The sequence below is a fragment of the Pseudomonas sp. Irchel s3b2 genome, assembly GCF_900187445.1.
Lineage (GTDB): Bacteria > Pseudomonadota > Gammaproteobacteria > Pseudomonadales > Pseudomonadaceae > Aquipseudomonas.
Map to the genome: position 1 here is coordinate 16,507 of NZ_FYEB01000019.1, position 17,567 is coordinate 34,073.

The 17,567-nt window shown below is 57.5% G+C and carries 17 protein-coding genes; 8 read left to right on the plus strand and 9 right to left on the minus strand.

All coding sequences use genetic code 11. The annotated features are described in order from the left end of the window. Positions 1-193 precede the first annotated feature (193 nt). The 3 genes from msrB (at position 194) to CKW20_RS26225 (ending at position 1,720) form a co-directional block, all read left to right on the plus strand. The gene (msrB, locus tag CKW20_RS26215; RefSeq protein ID WP_095055528.1) at positions 194-589 is read left to right on the plus strand and encodes a peptide-methionine (R)-S-oxide reductase MsrB; all 396 of its coding nucleotides are present in this window, start codon (positions 194-196) and stop codon (positions 587-589) included. Between the two features lie 187 nt (positions 590-776). Further along, positions 777-1,262 carry a glutathione peroxidase gene (locus tag CKW20_RS26220; RefSeq protein WP_008009392.1) on the plus strand — a complete coding sequence of 162 codons (486 nt, stop codon included), beginning with the start codon at positions 777-779 and terminating at the stop codon, positions 1,260-1,262. After that, positions 1,259-1,720, plus strand: coding sequence for a MarR family winged helix-turn-helix transcriptional regulator (locus CKW20_RS26225; protein ID WP_095055470.1), 462 nt, complete (start codon positions 1,259-1,261; stop codon positions 1,718-1,720). Before CKW20_RS26220 ends, CKW20_RS26225 begins: the two co-directional genes overlap by 4 nt. On the opposite strand, the gene CKW20_RS26230 is transcribed toward CKW20_RS26225, so the two are convergent. Then, positions 1,704-4,025: a response regulator gene (locus tag CKW20_RS26230; RefSeq protein ID WP_095055471.1), complete on the minus strand. Its 2,322-nt coding sequence runs from the start codon at positions 4,023-4,025 to the stop codon at positions 1,704-1,706. The genes CKW20_RS26225 and CKW20_RS26230 overlap by 17 nt on opposite strands. A 154-nt stretch (positions 4,026-4,179) precedes the next feature. On the opposite strand from CKW20_RS26230, the gene CKW20_RS26235 reads away from it, so the two are divergent. Next, complete coding sequence (locus tag CKW20_RS26235; RefSeq protein ID WP_095055472.1) at positions 4,180-5,070, plus strand: ATP-binding protein; 891 nt, start codon at positions 4,180-4,182, stop codon at positions 5,068-5,070. Next, entirely contained in the window at positions 5,067-5,549 is a 483-nt protein-coding gene (locus CKW20_RS26240) for a GAF domain-containing protein (protein ID WP_095055473.1), read from the plus strand. Before CKW20_RS26235 ends, CKW20_RS26240 begins: the two co-directional genes overlap by 4 nt. Positions 5,550-5,686: 137 nt before the next feature. Here CKW20_RS26240 and CKW20_RS26245 read toward each other — a convergent pair whose 3' ends face one another. The 7 genes from CKW20_RS26245 to CKW20_RS26275 all read right to left on the minus strand — a co-directional run bounded on the left by CKW20_RS26245 (position 5,687) and on the right by CKW20_RS26275 (position 13,392). Continuing rightward, positions 5,687-9,328: a transporter substrate-binding domain-containing protein gene (locus CKW20_RS26245; protein ID WP_095055474.1), complete on the minus strand. Its 3,642-nt coding sequence runs from the start codon at positions 9,326-9,328 to the stop codon at positions 5,687-5,689. 8 nt (positions 9,329-9,336) lie between these two features. Beyond that, positions 9,337-9,963, minus strand: a complete 627-nt coding sequence (locus tag CKW20_RS26250) for a response regulator transcription factor (protein WP_030132308.1) — start codon at positions 9,961-9,963, stop codon at positions 9,337-9,339. Positions 9,964-10,219: 256 nt separating this feature from the next. Next, positions 10,220-10,624 (minus strand): response regulator, encoded by a 405-nt coding sequence (locus tag CKW20_RS26255; protein WP_095055475.1) that lies wholly within the window; start codon positions 10,622-10,624, stop codon positions 10,220-10,222. Between the two features lie 169 nt (positions 10,625-10,793). Then, the gene (locus tag CKW20_RS26260; RefSeq protein WP_095055476.1) at positions 10,794-12,125 is read right to left on the minus strand and encodes a deoxyguanosinetriphosphate triphosphohydrolase; all 1,332 of its coding nucleotides are present in this window, start codon (positions 12,123-12,125) and stop codon (positions 10,794-10,796) included. Between the two features lie 223 nt (positions 12,126-12,348). After that, a complete protein-coding gene (locus CKW20_RS26265; RefSeq protein ID WP_095055477.1) occupies positions 12,349-12,690 on the minus strand; it encodes a hypothetical protein in 342 nt (113 codons plus the stop codon). Further along, a complete protein-coding gene (locus CKW20_RS26270) occupies positions 12,687-13,076 on the minus strand; it encodes a phage holin family protein (RefSeq protein WP_095055478.1) in 390 nt (129 codons plus the stop codon). Before CKW20_RS26270 ends, CKW20_RS26265 begins: the two co-directional genes overlap by 4 nt. Before the next feature lies 1 nt (position 13,077). Then, positions 13,078-13,392 (minus strand): YqjD family protein, encoded by a 315-nt coding sequence (locus CKW20_RS26275; protein WP_008009371.1) that lies wholly within the window; start codon positions 13,390-13,392, stop codon positions 13,078-13,080. 304 nt (positions 13,393-13,696) lie between these two features. Here CKW20_RS26275 and CKW20_RS26280 point away from each other — a divergent pair, with 304 nt between their 5' ends. Beyond that, the gene (locus CKW20_RS26280) at positions 13,697-14,905 is read left to right on the plus strand and encodes an ammonium transporter (protein ID WP_095055479.1); all 1,209 of its coding nucleotides are present in this window, start codon (positions 13,697-13,699) and stop codon (positions 14,903-14,905) included. A gap of 1 nt (position 14,906) precedes the next feature. On the opposite strand, the gene CKW20_RS26285 is transcribed toward CKW20_RS26280, so the two are convergent. Then, a complete protein-coding gene (locus CKW20_RS26285; protein ID WP_095055480.1) occupies positions 14,907-16,619 on the minus strand; it encodes a monovalent cation:proton antiporter-2 (CPA2) family protein in 1,713 nt (570 codons plus the stop codon). Between the two features lie 209 nt (positions 16,620-16,828). On the opposite strand from CKW20_RS26285, the gene CKW20_RS26290 reads away from it, so the two are divergent. Together CKW20_RS26290 and CKW20_RS26295 are read left to right on the plus strand one after the other, a co-directional pair. Beyond that, positions 16,829-17,077, plus strand: coding sequence for a glutaredoxin family protein (locus CKW20_RS26290; protein ID WP_095055481.1), 249 nt, complete (start codon positions 16,829-16,831; stop codon positions 17,075-17,077). Between the two features lie 151 nt (positions 17,078-17,228). After that, a complete protein-coding gene (locus CKW20_RS26295) occupies positions 17,229-17,549 on the plus strand; it encodes a transcriptional regulator (protein ID WP_095055482.1) in 321 nt (106 codons plus the stop codon). Positions 17,550-17,567 lie beyond the last annotated feature (18 nt).

The following is a 17,567-nucleotide window of genomic DNA, read 5'->3' on the forward strand; positions in this document are numbered from 1 at the left end:
CGGCGTATGAACGACCGTGCTGGGAATCCTGCGTATTCACACAGGCCTGACGCCTTGAGCGACGGCACTCAGAATCCGTTTGAATGCGCGTGGTCTGGCTGCCAGACTGGCGTTTGACGAGGCGCAATCATACGTGCCGCCCGATCCGTGGAAAAGGTACAGATCGGGCTTTTTCAACTGCAGAGGTGTGATGATGGAAAAGTTGGAAAAAACCCTGGAAGAATGGCGTGAAATGCTCGACCCGGAGCAGTACAACGTTTGCCGCCTCAAGGGCACCGAACGGCCGTTCTCCGGTAAGTACAACGACAGCAAGGTTGACGGTGTTTACCACTGCATCTGCTGCAACGCACCGCTGTTCGACTCCAAAACCAAATTTGATTCCGGCTGCGGCTGGCCGAGCTTCTACGCGCCGATCGGCGACAGCGCCATGGTCGAGATCCGTGATGTCAGCCACGGCATGATCCGCACCGAAGTGGTCTGTGCCAAATGCGATGCACACCTTGGGCATGTGTTCCCGGACGGTCCGCCGCCCACTGGCCTGCGTTATTGCATCAACTCGGTGTGCCTGGACCTCGTCCCCCGCTCGTAATGCGAGCCCTGTAGGAGCGAAGCTTGCTCGCGAAGGCGCCGGGCCAGTCAACATCAGTGTTGAATGCCAAGACGCCTTCGCGAGCAAGCTTCGCTCCTACAGATAAGCGGCGTTCAGTATTTTAAATTGCACACAATTCAATTGCTCGCTATGTTTGGTCTTTGTTCTTCCATTCGGAGTTCGTGCCATGAGCGACAACCTGCTGAGCATCCCTTGCACCACCATCAAGGGCGAGCAAAAGACCCTGGCCGATTTCGCCGGCAAAGCGGTGCTGGTGGTCAATACCGCCAGCAAATGCGGCTTTACCCCTCAGTACAAAGGCCTCGAAGAGCTGTGGCAGACCTACAAGGATCAAGGCCTGGTAGTGCTCGGCTTTCCCTGCAATCAGTTCGGCAAGCAAGAGCCGGGCAACGAGGGCGCGATTTCTGAGTTCTGCGAGTTGAATTACGGGGTGAGTTTCCCGCTGTTCAAGAAGATCGAAGTGAATGGTGCCGACGCCCATCCACTGTTCGTTCAGCTGAAAAAGCGCGCACCGGGCGTGCTGGGTTCCCAAGGCATCAAGTGGAACTTCACCAAGTTCCTGATCGGCAAGGACGGGCAGCTGGTCAAGCGCTTCGCTCCGGCGACCAAACCGCAGGACCTGAGCCGCGAGATCGAAGCCCTGCTCAAATGAACACGTTGTCCGTTGATTCGCTGAAGCTCGACAGTCAGCTCTGCTTCAAGCTGTACGCCGCTTCTCGCGCGGTGATCCGTGCCTACAAGCCGATGCTCGATCAGTTGGGCCTGACCTACCCGCAATACCTGGCGATGCTGGTGCTGTGGGAATGGCAGGAGGCGGCGCCGGAGCAGCCGACGGTCAAGGCCTTGGGGGAGCGTCTGGCGCTGGATTCCGGGACCTTGACGCCGCTGCTCAAACGGCTTGAGCAACTGCAGCTGGTGCAGCGTCAGCGTTCGACCCGCGATGAGCGTGAGGTGCACCTGAGCCTGTCGCCCGCCGGCAAGGCTTTGCGCGATCAGGTCGGGCCGCTCAAGGCCCGGCTGTTGTGCGATAGCGGCGTTGATCTGGATCGCCTGAATGATCTGCGCGATGGCCTCGATCACCTGCTGGGGCAAATCAAAGCGCTGTCGTAGTGGGTATCCACAAGTCGAGCAGGGCGGCCAGTTCTTCCCGTCGAAAAGGCTTGGCCAGGTAGTCACTCATGCCCGCCGCACGGCAGCGTTCGCGTTCTTCGGACATGGCGTTGGCGGTCAGGGCGACGATGGGCAACTGTGGCCAACGCCCGCTGCGGCGGATCTGTCGACTGGCTTCATAGCCATCCATCACCGGCATGTTGCAATCCATCAGCACCAGATCGAATTCGCTTAGCTCAAGCTGATCCAGGGCTTCGCCGCCATGGGCCGCGACGCTCACCTCGCAACCGAGTTTTCCGAGCATTCCCTTGGCCACCAACTGATTGACCGGGTTGTCCTCCACTAGCAGGATGCGTCCGCGTCGCTGGGTTGAGATGGCTTCGATCCGGGCACCGTTGATCGTGGTGAGTTCCGGCTGCAAGATCCGCCGCAATGCCTGGTAAAGCGCATTGCGCGCCAAAGGTCGCGCTTGTTGCTGCAAGGGTGCCAGGGCATTGACTTGCTCGCTGGGCAGGAAACTGCCATAAGCGGTCACCAGCAGAATCGGCGCGGTGAAGGTAGGGCGCAGGCCAAACAGGCATTCGGGGCAGTCGGTAATCAATACATCCGGCTCCAGGCCGATCAACCGGTCATCGATGGACCGCTGCTGATAGTCGAGCCCCCAGCCGGGCAACAGGCTGCTCAACAGTTCCGCCAGACCGCTGCTGGCGGTGGTAATCGCGACGATGTTGCCCTGCAGTACTGCCGGGGAAATGGCCCGGGTATGGCAGGGCAGGGGCAGGTCGGCGCAGAACTGACTGCCGAAGCCCGCTTCCGAGCTGATCGTCAGACGCCCTTGCATGGTTTCGCAGAGGCTATAAGTCAGCGCCAGGCCCAATCCGGTCCCGCCGAATTGCCGGGTAATGCCAGCACCGGCCTGGGTGAACGGCTGGAAGATTTTGACCTGCGCATCCTGGGCGATGCCGATGCCAGTGTCGCAGACTTCGATTCGCACACCGTCTTCGAACGTTGAAAGACGCACATCGACCCGCCCGAAACGGGTGAACTTGAGGGCGTTGGATAACAGGTTGCTGACGATCTGCCGGACCCGGGTCGGATCACCGAGCACCAGTGCGGGAAATTGCGGGTCAATCAGGCACGTCAACTCGACACTCGGCGCGGCGTTCTGAGACAGCAGGTTGGCGGTGTCTTCGATCAGCGAACCAAGATCGAATGGAATGTGTTCGAGCTCGAGCTGACCGGCATCGAATTTCGACAGGTCGAGAATATCGTTGAGCAGCTCCACCAGTACTTTGCCCGAGTCATGGGCGATGGACAGTTGTTGCTGCTGCTCGGCGTTGAGCGGGCCGTCCAGCGAGAGCGCGATCATCCCCAGCAGACCGTTGAGAGGCGTGCGGATTTCATGGCTCATGTTGGCCAGGAATACCGAGCGCGCTTCGGCCATGTCCAGGGCAGTGCTGCGGGCGACTTCCAGCTCCTCGTTGGATTGGCTGAGCCGGGTGTTGATCGCCTTGAGTTCCGCGGTGCGGGCCGAGACGATGTTTTCCAGTTGCGAGAGGTAATCGGTCAGGCGATTTTCGGCGTTGCGCCGTTGCTGGATTTCGGTGGCGATGTTTTCGAACTGCTGATTGGCGACCTCGACCAAGACCCCGATTTCATCGTTTTCATGCCCCGTCGGACACTCCAGCCACGTCGGCTCCGCGCTGCGCGGATCACGACCACTGAGTTCGCGGATGACTCGCACCAGCGGTTTGGTCAGCATCACGTAAAACAGCGCCAGGAGAATACCCGTGAGAATCAGGCTGCGCGCGAAGCCGTTGAGCAGGGTCACTTCGGCCCGGCGCAGGAAACGACTGCCGAAGGTGTAGGTGTCGACTTCCAGGCGCAAGGTCCCGAGGGATTCGTCCGGCAAGTGGTCGAGATAAAGGCGATCTTCGAATTGCCGGTTGGCGCCGAACAGAAAGTCGCTGATCATCCGGTCAGTGTTCTCCAGGCCCGGACGTTTGACGTTGGCCAGCACGGTATGGTTGTTGTCGGTCAATTGCGCGCCGATGATCGCCGGAGAGCGCAGCAGACCCAGGGCCAGTTCCTGAGCGAGTTCGGCATCGATGTTGTAGGCGATGCGGGAGGCGGGGTTATGGCTGATTTCCAGCAACGACAGTATTTCACGGTTGATGGAAGCGTCTTCGCTGGCATAATCGATGCCTATTTGCACCAGACTGAGCAGCGTGCCCAGAATGAAACCGACCAGCACCGTAAGCTTGGCTTGTTTGTACGACAGCCGGTGGCTGAACTTGATATCCATGGGATGTTGAACCACTTCCGTTTCCCTTCGCTGCTCAAGCATAGTCGATCATCAATGGATTCCGATGTTCTCGCAAAACACCTGTAAGGGGTGTAGACGCTGTGTTTCGTCGCTGTATCGCCATCATTACCGTGAATGTGCTCGAGGAGAAGACGTGGATTCCCGATTGAATGCTTTTCTTGAACGCGCCGATGCCGTTCTGGCCCGTATCGAGCCGCTGCTTCCCGCGCCTCGGCAAGCCATCGACTGGACGCACTGCCTGGCCGCACGCTGGCAGCGCGAGGGACGCAGCGGTTTTCTGTTGCCGCTGCAAGTCAGCCTGGACACGCGTTTGTCCGACTTGATCGGCGTTGACCGGCAACTGGAGCAACTGGGTCGCAACACCCGACAATTTCTCGACGGCATGCCGGCCAACCACGCTTTGCTTTGGGGCTCGCGTGGCACCGGTAAATCGTCGTTGGTGCGCGCCTTGCTGTCGGAACATGCCAAGAGCGGCTTGCGGCTGATCGAGATCGAACGCGATCACCTGGCGGACTTGCCGCGCGTGGTCGAGCAGATCGCCAAGTTGCCTCAACGTTTTGTGCTGTTCTGCGATGACCTGTCGTTCGAGTCGGGCGAGGGCGATTACCGCGTGCTCAAGAGCGTGCTCGATGGTTCTCTCGAACAAGCGCCAGACAATGTTCTGCTGTACGCCACCTCCAACCGTCGCCATCTGGTGCCGGAAAAGGAAAGCGATAACGAAAACTGGAAAAGGGTCGATGGCGAACTCCATCCCAGTGAGGCGGTGGAAGACAAGATCGCGCTATCGGACCGTTTTGGTCTGTGGCTGTCGTTCTATCCGTTTACTCAGGAGCATTTCCTCAACGTCGTCGAACACTGGATTGGTCAATTGGCCGACAAGGCCGGCCTTGAGTGGCAGCGTGATGAAGCGCTGGACATCCTCGCCGTGCGCTGGGCCACGGGTCGGGGCAATCGCAACGGACGTTGCGCGTATCAATTTGCCCGTTATTGGGTTGGGCTGAAGCTGTTGGAGCACAAGGCATGATCGATTTACGAAAGAGCGGCCAGGGCCTGGAGGGCTACGGCATGCTGTGGGCGCAGCTGGAATCATTGCTGGCAGACGAGCGTGATTTTATCGCCAATGCCGCACAATTTTCGGCCTTTCTGTTCAACCAGCTCGATGACCTGAACTGGGCCGGTTTCTACCTGAATCGCAACGAGGAATTGGTGCTTGGCCCGTTTCAGGGGCAGATCGCCTGCGTACGTATTCCCTTCGGTCGCGGTGTGTGCGGGGCGGCGGCGGCCACCTTGCAAACCCAGCGGGTCGAGGACGTACATGCGTTCCCCGGGCACATCGCGTGCGACAGTGCCTCGAACAGCGAGCTGGTGGTGCCGCTGGTCAAGGACGGTCGACTGATCGGTGTGCTGGACCTCGACAGCCCGAAACTCGCGCGCTTTACCGCGCAAGATCAGGCCGGTATCGAGCAATTGACGGCGATTTTTCTGCGTCTGACCGACTGCTGATCAAGCTATCAAGCCGACCCTGTTCAGCAGGCTTGACGAGTCGAACGCATCAATTTGACGAGGGGCGAGAAAACGGTTGGCGTACTGCAAATAGACTTCGTCGTTGATGAACAGCCCGAACCAGCCCCCAAGCGTAATTAATGCTCCTTCATTGTGCTTTTGTCATGGCGTGCCATCTGTTGTTGCAATGATTGCTCCAGTTCGAGCATGGCGCGCTCCATGGACTTGCTGCAATCGTCCACTTCATCGTGGTGGAATCTGTTATTGCAGGCCTGTTCGAGCGCCTCGCAGCTGTCGATCAGTCGGGAGGCCTGGACGATTCGGGCCGCTCCCTTGATTTTGTGGGCAATGTCGAGGAGTGACTGCCTGTCCTTTGACTCGGATAACGCCAGCAGCGCTTTGCGGTCCAGGCGGTTGCTGTTCAGTAGTTCGGTCAACAATCGCTGGTTCAGTGTCGGGTTGCCACCGGTCAACAGGTGCAATCCTTCCAGACTGAAGGCTGGCCCGCGGGCCGGCGTGATGCCTTCGACCCATTGGCTCAAGGCCGTCAGGCTGAGGGGTTTGAACAGGCAATCGTTCATGCCGGCCAGTTTGCAGCGTTGTTTTTCCTCTGGTTGCGCATTGGCGGTGAAACCCAGAACGATACAAGAAGGACGCTGCAGGTGCTGTTCATGTTGGCGAATGGCACGGACCAGCTCATATCCATTCATGATCGGCATATTGCAATCAGCAATCACCAGATCGAATGGCTGATACTTCCATGTCTCGAAGCCCGCCTCGCCATCTGCTGCGACAGTGAATCGATGCCCCAGAAACTCCAGTTGCTGGCACATGAGCAAGCGATTGGCCGGATGATCATCGACCACCAGAACGTTCAAGGGGGCAGTACTCGGGTGGATTTGCTGCTCGGCAGGCTCCGGCCGCCATTCCGTCGGCAAGGTCGCCAGGTTCAGCGAAATCCGGACTTGTGTGCCGACTCCCGGCTGACTGTTCAATTGCAGATTGCCGCCCATCATTTCGCACAGATTGCGGCTGATCACCAGGCCCAGTCCCGCACCGCCTCGGGCTAACTGGCCGGAGTTATCGGCCTGAACGAAAGGCTCGAACAGCCGTTGTTGATCCTGCTCGCTGATCCCGGCGCCACTGTCTTCAACCAGCAATTGCAGGTTGACCCGGTCGGACTCGTCGGTCGGCTGCAACTCGACGCGGATCCTGACTTGGCCCTGTTGCGTGAACTTGATCGCATTGCTGACCAGGTTGGACAGCACCTGCTTGAAGCGCATCGGGTCCAACAGGACATCGATCGCCGGTTTGGCAGGGCTGAACTCCAGTTGCAATCCGAGATTTTTCTGCCGGGCCAGCCCGTCGAAAATTCGCACCACCGAGGCTACGGTTTCAGCCAGATTGACGCGCTCCGGGCTCAGGCTCAAACGCCCGGACTCGATGCGCGCAATATCGAGAATGTCCCCGATCAGTTCCAGCAGGTCTTTCGCCGAGTGGTACGCGACGTCGATGGCTGGTCGATCCGGATGATTGTGATCGATACGTTTGAGCGTCAGTTCGAGCATGCCGATGATTGCATTCATGGGCGTGCGGATCTCATGGCTCATGGTCGCCAGAAAGGTGCTTTTAGCTCGGTTGGCAGCATCGGCTTGCTCTTTTGCGGCCCGCAATTCATCGAACAGTTGCCGCCGCTCGCTGATGTCGATCCAGCCGCCAATGATGCCTTGCACGTCACCGCTGGAGTCTCGATAGGGAAGAATCCAGTGATAGATCGTCAGCTTGCGGTCGTCGATGTGCAGCGGACGATCGAGAATCAGCGGCGTTCCCTCTGTCATGACGCGCTGGTAGTCCGCCTGATATTCATGTGCCTCGAAGGCGTTGCCAAGGGGGCCCGGTATGATGCCTTTACCGATGATGTCTTCGCGTTTCGCGCAAAAGGTTTCCAGGTAACTGTCGTTGCAGCTTTGCAGCAATCCCTGGCGATCGCGTACGTAAATGGGATGAGGCGTGCCATTGACCAGCGATCGCATGAATTCCAGTTGATCGTTCAATGCACGCTCGGCAGTCTGCCGCTGTTTTATCTGGCGCCTCATATAGGCGTTCCAGGCAATGGATATCAGCAGCAACACACCGGCACTGATAACGATCTGATAGAACACGCGGTGATAGTTGCGCCAGGTACTTTGCGTGGCCGCTGAATAGCCACGCCAGCGGTTGTTGATGATGCCCAGCTCTTCCGGTGCAATGCTCAGCAGTGCCTTGTCGAGGATGCCATTCAGTTCTTTGGCATCGCGCCCTGTCGCCAGGGAAAACGCTGCCTGACGGGTGCCGATGGTGGTGCTGATCTGAAGTGTCTGTTCGAAGATCCGCGATGAGATGAAGTAATTGGCGATCACCAGTGAGTTCACCGCACCTTCGGCCCGGCCCTCGGCGAGCAACTCCACGGCACTGAACGTGTCCGGGGTTTCAACCAGATTGATCCGCGGAAACTCGCTGCGCAGGTAATCCACCAGAGGATTGCCCTGGGCGATGGCCAGGCGTTTGTCCTGCAGTTGCGTGAGGTTTGTCGGGCTGTCGGCCGCTTTACGCGTGAGCAGGACAAAGGAGTTTTCCAGGTAGGGGCGGCTGAAGTTCAACGTCGTTTCACGTTGAGCACTGGGGAGCAATGCGGCAATCAGGTCGGCCTGATGGTTAGCGATCTGCTCGATCATCTTGTCATCGCTTCGGCTGCGCTGGATCTCGAAACGTAAACCGGTGCGTAATCTGATCAACTCGAGCAGGTCAGCTGTGACACCCCGAAAGTTGCCGTCGCTGTCAAAAAACGTCAGCGGCGCAAATGCTTCATTGACCGCGACGCGTACGACCGGATGTTGTGCCAGCCACTGTTCTTCGCGGTGGCTGAGTTGAAGTTTGTGATCGGTGAGAAGAATGTCGCTGCCGGCACTCCAGCGTTTGGCAATGTTTTCTCGCTCGCTGGTGGGGATGGTCTTGAGCACCGCGTTGATGATCCCGAGCAGATCCGGGTTGCCCTTTTGCACGGCAAAACTGAAACCGTGGGCTTCGTGTTTACCGAAGTTGGCCATGCGGATGTTGTTCAGATACCCCTTGTTGATCATGTAGTGGGTTGAAATGGTGTCGCCGAGAAAAACGTCGGCCTGGTCGAAGGCGACCGCATTGATTGCATTCTGGTAGGACGGATAGGAGGTGATGATTGCCTTCGGATACAGCGCCCTGACCTCATCCAGAGGCAGATAGTGATACACCATGCTGAGCCGCATGCCGGCAAGTCCATCGGTCAGCGATCTGGTTTCCCCTTCTCGTGTCACCAGTACCGGTTGATCCACCGCATAAGGTGTGGAAAGGGCAATGTCGGCATTGTTGGCCTCGAACCCATTGGCGGTGCCGAGCATGTCGACCTGGCCTTTTTCCAGCGCCTCGATCGCGGCCCCTCGGGAGGCGAAGCGCTGAACCTTGACCGGCAACCCTATGGCCTTGCCAAGGATGCCTGCGTAATCAGCGGTGAAACCTTCATAGTCGTGGCCGCTGAGGGTCAGATCGAAGGGAGGGTAATCCGGGGCCGATGTACCCAGGATCAATTCACGTTTGTCTTTAACCCATTGTCGTTGTGAGGTATCCAGTGGGACTTCCATGTGCCCGACCGTCGAGCGACTGAACAGGGTGTAGTGCTCGCTGGCTGTCTGAGCTGCGGGTACCGAGGTGCTCAGGCACAAACCCGCGGCCATGAGTATTAGATAATCCTTAAAACGGCTGGGCATCCTGTTTCTCACACTAACGCATTACGTTTTGCCATGTCGATGAGTTCAACCAGGGATTTGGCCTTGAGTTTTTGCATGAGTCGTTTTTTATAAGTGCTGACTGTCTTGTTGCTGAGAAACATGCCCTTGGCAATTTCCTTGTTGGTACGACCCTGGGCGAAAAGTTGTAATACCATCAGTTCTCGATCATTAACGGATTTAAATAATTCCAGATCGGCCCAGCGCGCGTCGTCGCGACGAACAGGGTTCAAGGCTTGGCTGGGGAAGTAGTTGTAACCTGATAAGACCGCTTTGATCGCACTCATCAGTTCACTGAGGTCCTCCTGCTTGCATACATAGCCCGAGGCACCGGACTGCATGCAGCGAATACCGAAAAGTGTCGGGCACTGTGCAGTTAATACAAGTGTTTTGAGAGGGGTGCTCATGGCGTTGAAACGGGCAAGAACTTCCAGACCATCCAGTTTGGGAATACTGATGTCGAGAATGATCAGGTCAGGCATGCATTCGCGAACCATCTGCATTGCATCGACCCCATTGTCAGTTTCGCCGACGACTTTGTAACCTTCATGTTCCAGCAGCATTCGAACGGCAAGACGGATGACAGGGTGATCGTCGACAATAAAAACGGAGTTCATAATCAAATCCCATGCGTGCACAAATAAAGCGCGCACCTTAGCTCAGATAGTTGAGGGGCCGCATGAACTGAGGGGGCTATAGCAGCAATATAGGAAAAGTCCTACAACTGAAGAAGAATAGGACTACGTATCAACTAGGGTTTGCATGAGGAAAGGCGAAAGTTCGGTAGGAGTAATCAAGGGGTTGAAAGCGTTGAGTTAGAGGTTTGAATCTATACCTTGGTCATTGTTTTAGTGTGTTCGGGTTTTTGCGTTTTTATAGTGAGGCTAAGGTCAACAAGTTTCTGAAGTCTGATTGTTTCAATGGCTTGATCAAGTAACCGAGCAAGGGCAGTCCATGTTCGTAAGCCATTACTTTAAGTTTGTCCAGTTCGGCGGGTGTCAGGCTGCTCAGAAGTATTGCCTGTCTGATCATCCCCCGGCGACTGGCGTATTCGATCAAATCAAGGCCTGGAAGGTCGGGCAGGCATTGATCGCACAGAAGAATATCGAATGGTTGCGCAGCTTTGAGCATATGTTGCAAAGCGCTTTCGGCACTGTCAGTAGCGGTCAGTTGGGTGAAGCCATAACTCTCGAGCAGGTATTGAGTCGCTCGTAGCTGAAAGGGATGATCTTCCACCAGCAAGATGCGCCAATCATGTTTGAACATAGGAGTTTTCATGCGTCATCTGTCGAGCCGGGAATGTGATTATTTCGCGAGACGGTCGAACAATCGATCAGTCAGCTCTGCACAAGGTGTAGGGCGATTCTGTCGATGTTGAAATACAGATGAATGTCGAGGAATTCGATCAGCCGTTCAGCGTTCTCTGGCACGGCTGATCGATACATTTTTATCGGTGGCTTGAACGACCGGTCATTTCCAGCGCCATTTCACCGGCATAGCTGTCGGTCATACCGGCGATGAAATCAATCATGCGCAAGAAGGAGGTGTGTAAAGGGCCATGAGGATCGGGCGCATTGTTGCCCAACAGGTCGAGTATGCGGCGGTTTTTGAAGGAGGGCGTACGGCCGTTGTGCTGTTCCAGTGCCGCGCCGCAAAAGGCGTTGAGCAGGATTTCCAGGGTGGTGTAGGCGCCTATTTCGTGGAGTGTCTTGCGCTTGTCCTGGAAGATTTTTTTGCGCGCCATGTCCTTGGCATTCAAGACGCAGCGTTTGGCGGGGCCATGCATGTGTTCCACCAGGTCGCCAGGCAGCGTGCCGGCCAGCAGCGCGTCCTGTTGCTCGACGAACGCTCGGGCTGCTGCGTTGGTCAGGTGTTCGATGGCTTTACCCCGCAGGATCGCCAGTTTGCGCCGACGCGAATCCTGCGGACCGAGCTGGCGATAGGTTTCCGGGAGATCGTCGCCCACCAGGTCCAGCAGCAGAGACTCGACTTCGGTGTATTCCAGCAGCTCCATTTCCAGGCCATCTTCCAGATCGATCAGCGCGTAGCAGATGTCGTCGGCAGCCTCCATCAGGTACACCAACGGATGGCGCGCCCAGCGCTGTTCGTCCAGCTGGGGCAGGCCGAGTTTATGAGCGATCTGTTCCAGCAGCGGCAGCTCGCTCTGATAGCAACCGAACTTGTGCTTCTTGTAGCCCAGTGAGTCGGCGTGTCGAGCAGTCCACGGGTATTTCAGGTAAGTGCCCAGCGTGGCGTAGGTCAGCCGGGTTCCCCCTTCGAACTGGTGGTATTCAAGCTGGGTAAGCACTCGGAAACCTTGGGCATTGCCTTCGAAATTGAGGAAGTCATTGCGTTCGGTTTCGCTCATGGCATCCAGCCAGCCACGGCCTGCGGCCTGCTGAAACCAGTGGCGGATCGCGTCTTCACCGGAATGACCGAAGGGCGGATTACCGATGTCATGGGCCAGGCAAGCCGATTGCACCACCATTCCCAGGTCGCTCGGTTCGCACCAGTCGGGCAGGGCGCTGCGGATGGTTTCACCGACACGCATGCCCAGCGAACGGCCGACACAGCTGACTTCCAGCGAGTGGGTCAGGCGCGTGTGGATGTGGTCGTTGCTGGAGACCGGATGGACCTGGGTCTTACGCCCGAGACGGCGAAACGCGCCCGAAAAAATAATGCGGTCGTGGTCTTTATGGAAAGGGCTGCGGCCGAGTTCTTCCGGGCTGTGCACAGGCTTTCCGAGGCGTTCGCGGGTAAGCAGGGTTTGCCAATCCAAGGCTGGTTTCTCCGTCAGGTGACTGATCCCCTAGCTTCCCGGTTCGCGTCGGTACCTGCAAGGGGAACTACAGCCCTGCCGTATCGATATCGATGAGCAGCAGTCGCTCGCCGTAAGGTTTTGTTCCGGGTAAACCTGGACACCAGGCAGGCACGCAGGATCAACCTCTGGTTAAAGAGGTTAATCCCGCAGGTATAGCAAGAATGCAGCCAGACAGGACTGATTAATGTTTGCGCGAAGCGCTTTGCATGATCAGCTTGATCAGTGGCCCCAGCGTGACGCCCAGGCGAGCCAACCGAGTCAGGCTGCCAATACCGCCACCCTTGGCACCCTTGCCGGTCAGAAAGCCCAACCCGATCACGGCCGCGATACCCCAGAGCGGGGCATGTTTGATGCCAAAGCCATCTTGCAGGTTTTGCGTCATGCCACGCACCCGTTGCAGGGGTTGCAGCAGGTGTTGGGATTCGTGGCGAATTTCCTGGCGATGCATTTCCATACGCAGGCGGATTAGCGCCTTGCGCATTTCCGTGCGTGAGCTGTTGCGGGGAAGTTCAGGCATGCTCATGGCAACAGACGCTCCCGATCATTGGCCAGCTCTTCCAGGGTGCCGTTGAAGGGCGAGGACTCATCGAAAATCGCCGCTCTCAAGCGCATCGCACAGAACAACGCTGCGAGGGTGTAGAACACACAGAGCCCGATGATTGCTGCCAGGCGATAGGTGTCCCAAAACAGGATCAACACCAGCGTCGACAAGCCCACCAGCAACAACAAGGCAAAGACCAGCGTCAGGCCTGCAAACAGCAACAGGCTTACGGTGCGTGCTTTTTGTTCCTGCAATTCAATGCCGAACAGTTCGACATGGCTGTGCAGTAGTCCAAGAAACGCGGCACCGAGGCGCCGCGGTGATGAGCCGGTGCCCGTCGAGGACGAGCCGGATTCGCCGATCGCCATATCAGCGCCGAGTAGCCAGCAGGCCGATCAGGAAACCCACGCCAGCCGCGATTCCGACCGATTGCCATGGGTTGGCCTGGACGTAATCTTCCGTGGCGGTGACAGCGGCTTTGCCGCGCTCGCGCACAGAGTCTTCGGTCAATCTCAGGGTTTCCCGCGCGCGCAGCAGACTGTCATGGATCTGCTGGCGCAATTCATCGGCTTGATCACCAGCCAGGGATTTGGTGTGTTCCAGCAACCTTTCGGTGTCGGTGACCAGTGTCTGAAAATCTTCCATCAGAACTTCTTGAGCAGTCTTTGCTGTGGTGCGTGCCATTGGTGATCTCCGTGAGTGGCTTCTGAAGCGTTCGAGTATGAGCCTTGCGTGAAGGTTCAGTACAAATGACTGGTACAACTTTTGCTATGTCGTGGTGCGTCAGCCTGCGCCATTGCGCTGTTGCTGGGCATGATTTCAGGAAAACCTTAACTCAAACAATCAAAACTCGCGCGAAGACTGCGGTCTTGCGCGCCAAAGTGGTTCATCCAGTTAGCGCTGCAGTCTGGGTGAGCTGCAACTTGGTGCGTCAGCCATCTGCGCGAACTGCTTTGGTGCTTTTTTCAGCCTTCAGGTCTGCCAATCCATGGAAAATCTGCAAAGCGCTGTGGACAGTCTGGTCCATAGCTCCAATACATTGTTCATTCTCCTCGGTGCCGTCATGGTTTTGGCCATGCACGCCGGTTTCGCCTTTCTCGAGGTGGGTACGGTTCGACAAAAGAACCAAGTCAATGCCTTGTCGAAGATCCTCAGCGACTTCGCCATTTCGACCCTGGCCTACTTCTTTATAGGCTATTGGATTTCTTACGGGGTCACTTTCATGCAACCGGCGGCGGTGATTACTGCCGACCATGGCTATGGGCTGGTGAAGTTTTTCTTTCTGCTGACCTTTGCTGCGGCGATACCGGCAATCATTTCCGGAGGCATCGCCGAGCGCGCCCGGTTCGTCCCGCAGTTGTGTGCGACGGCGTTGATTGTGGCGTTCATCTATCCCTTCTTCGAAGGCATGATCTGGAATGGTAACTTCGGTTTGCAAGCCTGGTTGCTGGAACGCTTTGGCGCCAGCTTCCATGACTTCGCAGGCTCCGTGGTGGTTCACGCCATGGGCGGCTGGCTGGCACTTGCGGCGGTGTTGTTGCTCGGCCCAAGGCAAGGTCGTTATCGCGATGGGCGACTCGTGGCATTCGCACCGTCGAGCATTCCCTTTCTGGCGTTGGGTTCGTGGATTTTGATCGTTGGCTGGTTCGGCTTCAACGTGATGAGCGCCCAGACGCTGCAAGGGGTCAGTGGGCTGGTGGCGGTGAACTCGCTCATGGCCATGGTCGGCGGCACTGTGACGGCGCTGATCGTCGGGCGCAATGACCCGGGCTTTCTGCACAACGGCCCGCTGGCCGGATTGGTGGCGATCTGCGCCGGATCGGATCTGATGCACCCGGTGGGCGCGTTGCTGACCGGTGCCATTGCCGGGGCATTGTTTGTCTGGTGCTTTACCGCGGCTCAAGGCAAATGGCGTATCGACGATGTGCTGGGCGTCTGGCCTCTGCATGGACTGTGTGGTGTCTGGGGTGGGATCGCTTGCGGCATCTTCGGTCAAACCGCCTTGGGTGGTTTGGGGGGTGTGAGCCTGATCAGTCAGTTGATCGGTACTTCTCTGGGGGTGATTGTGGCGCTGGCAGGTGGTTTTGCGGTGTATGGCGCGATCAAGACGTTCCATGGTCTGCGCCTGAGCCAGGAAGAGGAATATCACGGCGCGGACCTGTCGGTGCACAAGATCGGTGCCGTGAGTCAGGATTGAATCACCGTTCCTCATCGTCGGCGCCGGGGTAAAAGCCGTGCAACAGGCGATAGCGGTCATGCCGTACTTGATCGACCCGGTCTCGCACCTGCTGGCCGGGTATTCCCAGCATGATCAGCGCATGGGAGGCGAGCATCAGGCTCGACTCCAGTAACTCGGGTACGACTTCGCTGGCGCCCGCCGACTTCAACTCGGCCAACTGACTGTCGTCCCGTGTGCGTACCAGGATCGGTACGCTAGGGTTGAATCGGCGTGCCTCCTTGAGTATCAACAGTGCGATGTCCGTCTGGTCCACGGCGACCACCAGCAGTCTGGCACGCTCCAGCCCTATCGCGACCAGCAGTTCACCGCGACGTGAGTCGCCGTAATGAACACAGCGTTCATTGACGGCTGCCTCCCGAACCCGCACCGGGTCGCTATCCAGCGCAATGTAAGGTTGATCTACATTACGCAGGACCCGCCCGATGGACTGGCCTACACGGCCGTAGCCACAAATCACTACGTGATTGTGCAAGCCTGCATTGAGCGCGCTGATTTCTTCGAGTTCGGCTTCTTCGTTGGGCTTGTGGTGCAGACGTGTGGCGATGTGGGGAGCGGCGCGCAGCAATAAAGGCGTCGCCACCATCGAGCAGAACGTGGCAGCCAGCAGCAGGCCACCGAAGTCGGCGGGCATCAGTTTGTTCTGCTGCATCTGTGTCATCAGGGCAAAGCAGAATTCGCCCCCTTGCGCCAATGCCAGGCCGCTGCGCCAGGCGGTTTCGACATCGCTGCCGCGCCATTTGACCAGCAGCGCGACCACGGTGCCTTTGATCAGTAGTAACCCCAGCGTCAAACCGAGAATCGGCAGGCCGTGGCTGGCAAACAACCGCAAGTCGATCAACATGCCGATGCTGACGAAGAACACGCCGAGCAGAATGTCGCGGAACGGACGGATGTCCGCCTCGATCTGATGTCGGTAGTGGCTTTCCCCCAGCAGCATGCCGGCGAGAAAGGCGCCCAGGGCAGGGGAGAGGCCGAGCAGGTGAGTCAGCCAGGCCGTTAGCAAAACGATCACCAGCGCCAACAGCACGAACAGCTCCGCGGACCGGGACGCGGCGACTTCATGGAACAGCCGTGGTAGAAACCAGCGACTGACCAGCAGCAGCCCGACGAACAGCACTATGGTCTTGCCCAGCGTCAATGGCAGCGCCCAGTACCAGGCTTGGTCGCTGCTGCCGGCAAACACTGGCACCAGGGTCAGTAGCAATACCGCGACCACGTCCTGGAACAAGAGCACGGCGATGGCATTCTGGCCGTGGCGACTGAAAAGCTCACCGAGGCTGCTCAGTTCCTTGCTGACAATGGCGGTGGACGACAGTGCCAAACCAGCACCGAGTAACAGTGCAGGTGTGGTCGGCATGCCGAACAGCATCAGCAACCCCCCCAGAACAATCCCGGAACCCAGCACTTGCAGGCTGCCCAGGCCAAATACCACTCGACGCAGTGCGAGCATTTTCGCCAGGGAAAACTCAAGCCCGAGGGAGAACAGCAAGAACACCACGCCCAACTCGGCAAGGTCGGGCAATTCTTCGCTTTCATTTACCCAGTTGAACGCGGTCGGCCCGATCATCAGCCCCACGCACAAATAGCCCAGCACCGGTGGCAAACGCAGGCGCTGGAACAGTGCAATCACCACCAGCGAGGAGGTGAAGATGATCAACAGATTGGCGAACACAAAAAACTCCCGTGAGGGTTCTGACTACTCAAGCGTAGAGGCAAAAAAAAAGCGAGCATCGCGCAAATGACAGTTGAGGCGAATGATGTGCGTCAGGAGTTTGCCGAAATCTCTTGAAATCAGCCATTGCTCGGACATGTGGGGCGTCGGCTCGACTGCTTCTGATAGCGGGCCTAGAATGAGCGCTTACTTCGTTTGGTCTTGTCGTCATGCCTCCTGAATGTCGCCTGTTCGGTACCCTTGGTTGCCATCTTTGTGAAGTCGCCGAAGCACTTCTGATGCCCTTTGTCGAGAATGGTTTGTTGGTGGAGTTGGTCGACATCGCGGAAAACGAAGACTGGGTCGAAGACTATGGTTTGCGTATACCGGTGCTGCGACGTCTTGATAACGGCGCTGAACTCGATTGGCCCTTCGATGCGGATCAGGTCGTAGCGTTCCTGAGCCGTGACGCCAGCTGAAGACGTCCCACCCGTCGCGGTCCTGGTTTCATCCATTGGCGAAACGTTGGTTATTCGGTTACTGTATGTGCATACAGTTATTCCGATTGCCTGCCATGCTTCTCCCTGTTTCGGGTTTGGCAGTCGATCCCGGACGTCAGAGGGATGAACCTTGGTCAATGTCGAGCAATTGAAGAGCAGTGTGAATCGGATGTCGGCGGACGTGGTGCGCGAGGCCGTCCTCGAATTGCGTCTGGATGGCCTGGTCACGGAGGGGAAAACGCCCTTCAATAAATTGCATTTCAATACCTGTTTCGCCGAAATCGAAGCCTTGTTCCAGCGTGCGGGCTATCACCGACAGCTGGATGTCGTGGGCTATCAGGGTTTGTTGTATGCGCTTTATGATCCGGGTCGCTGGGAAGCGGTCGATGTGCTGCGCTGGCTCAAGGAGTTCACCGAAGCGGCCGCTCGAACACAGTCGATACCGGCCTGAGGATTCTCTTCTAGGTTC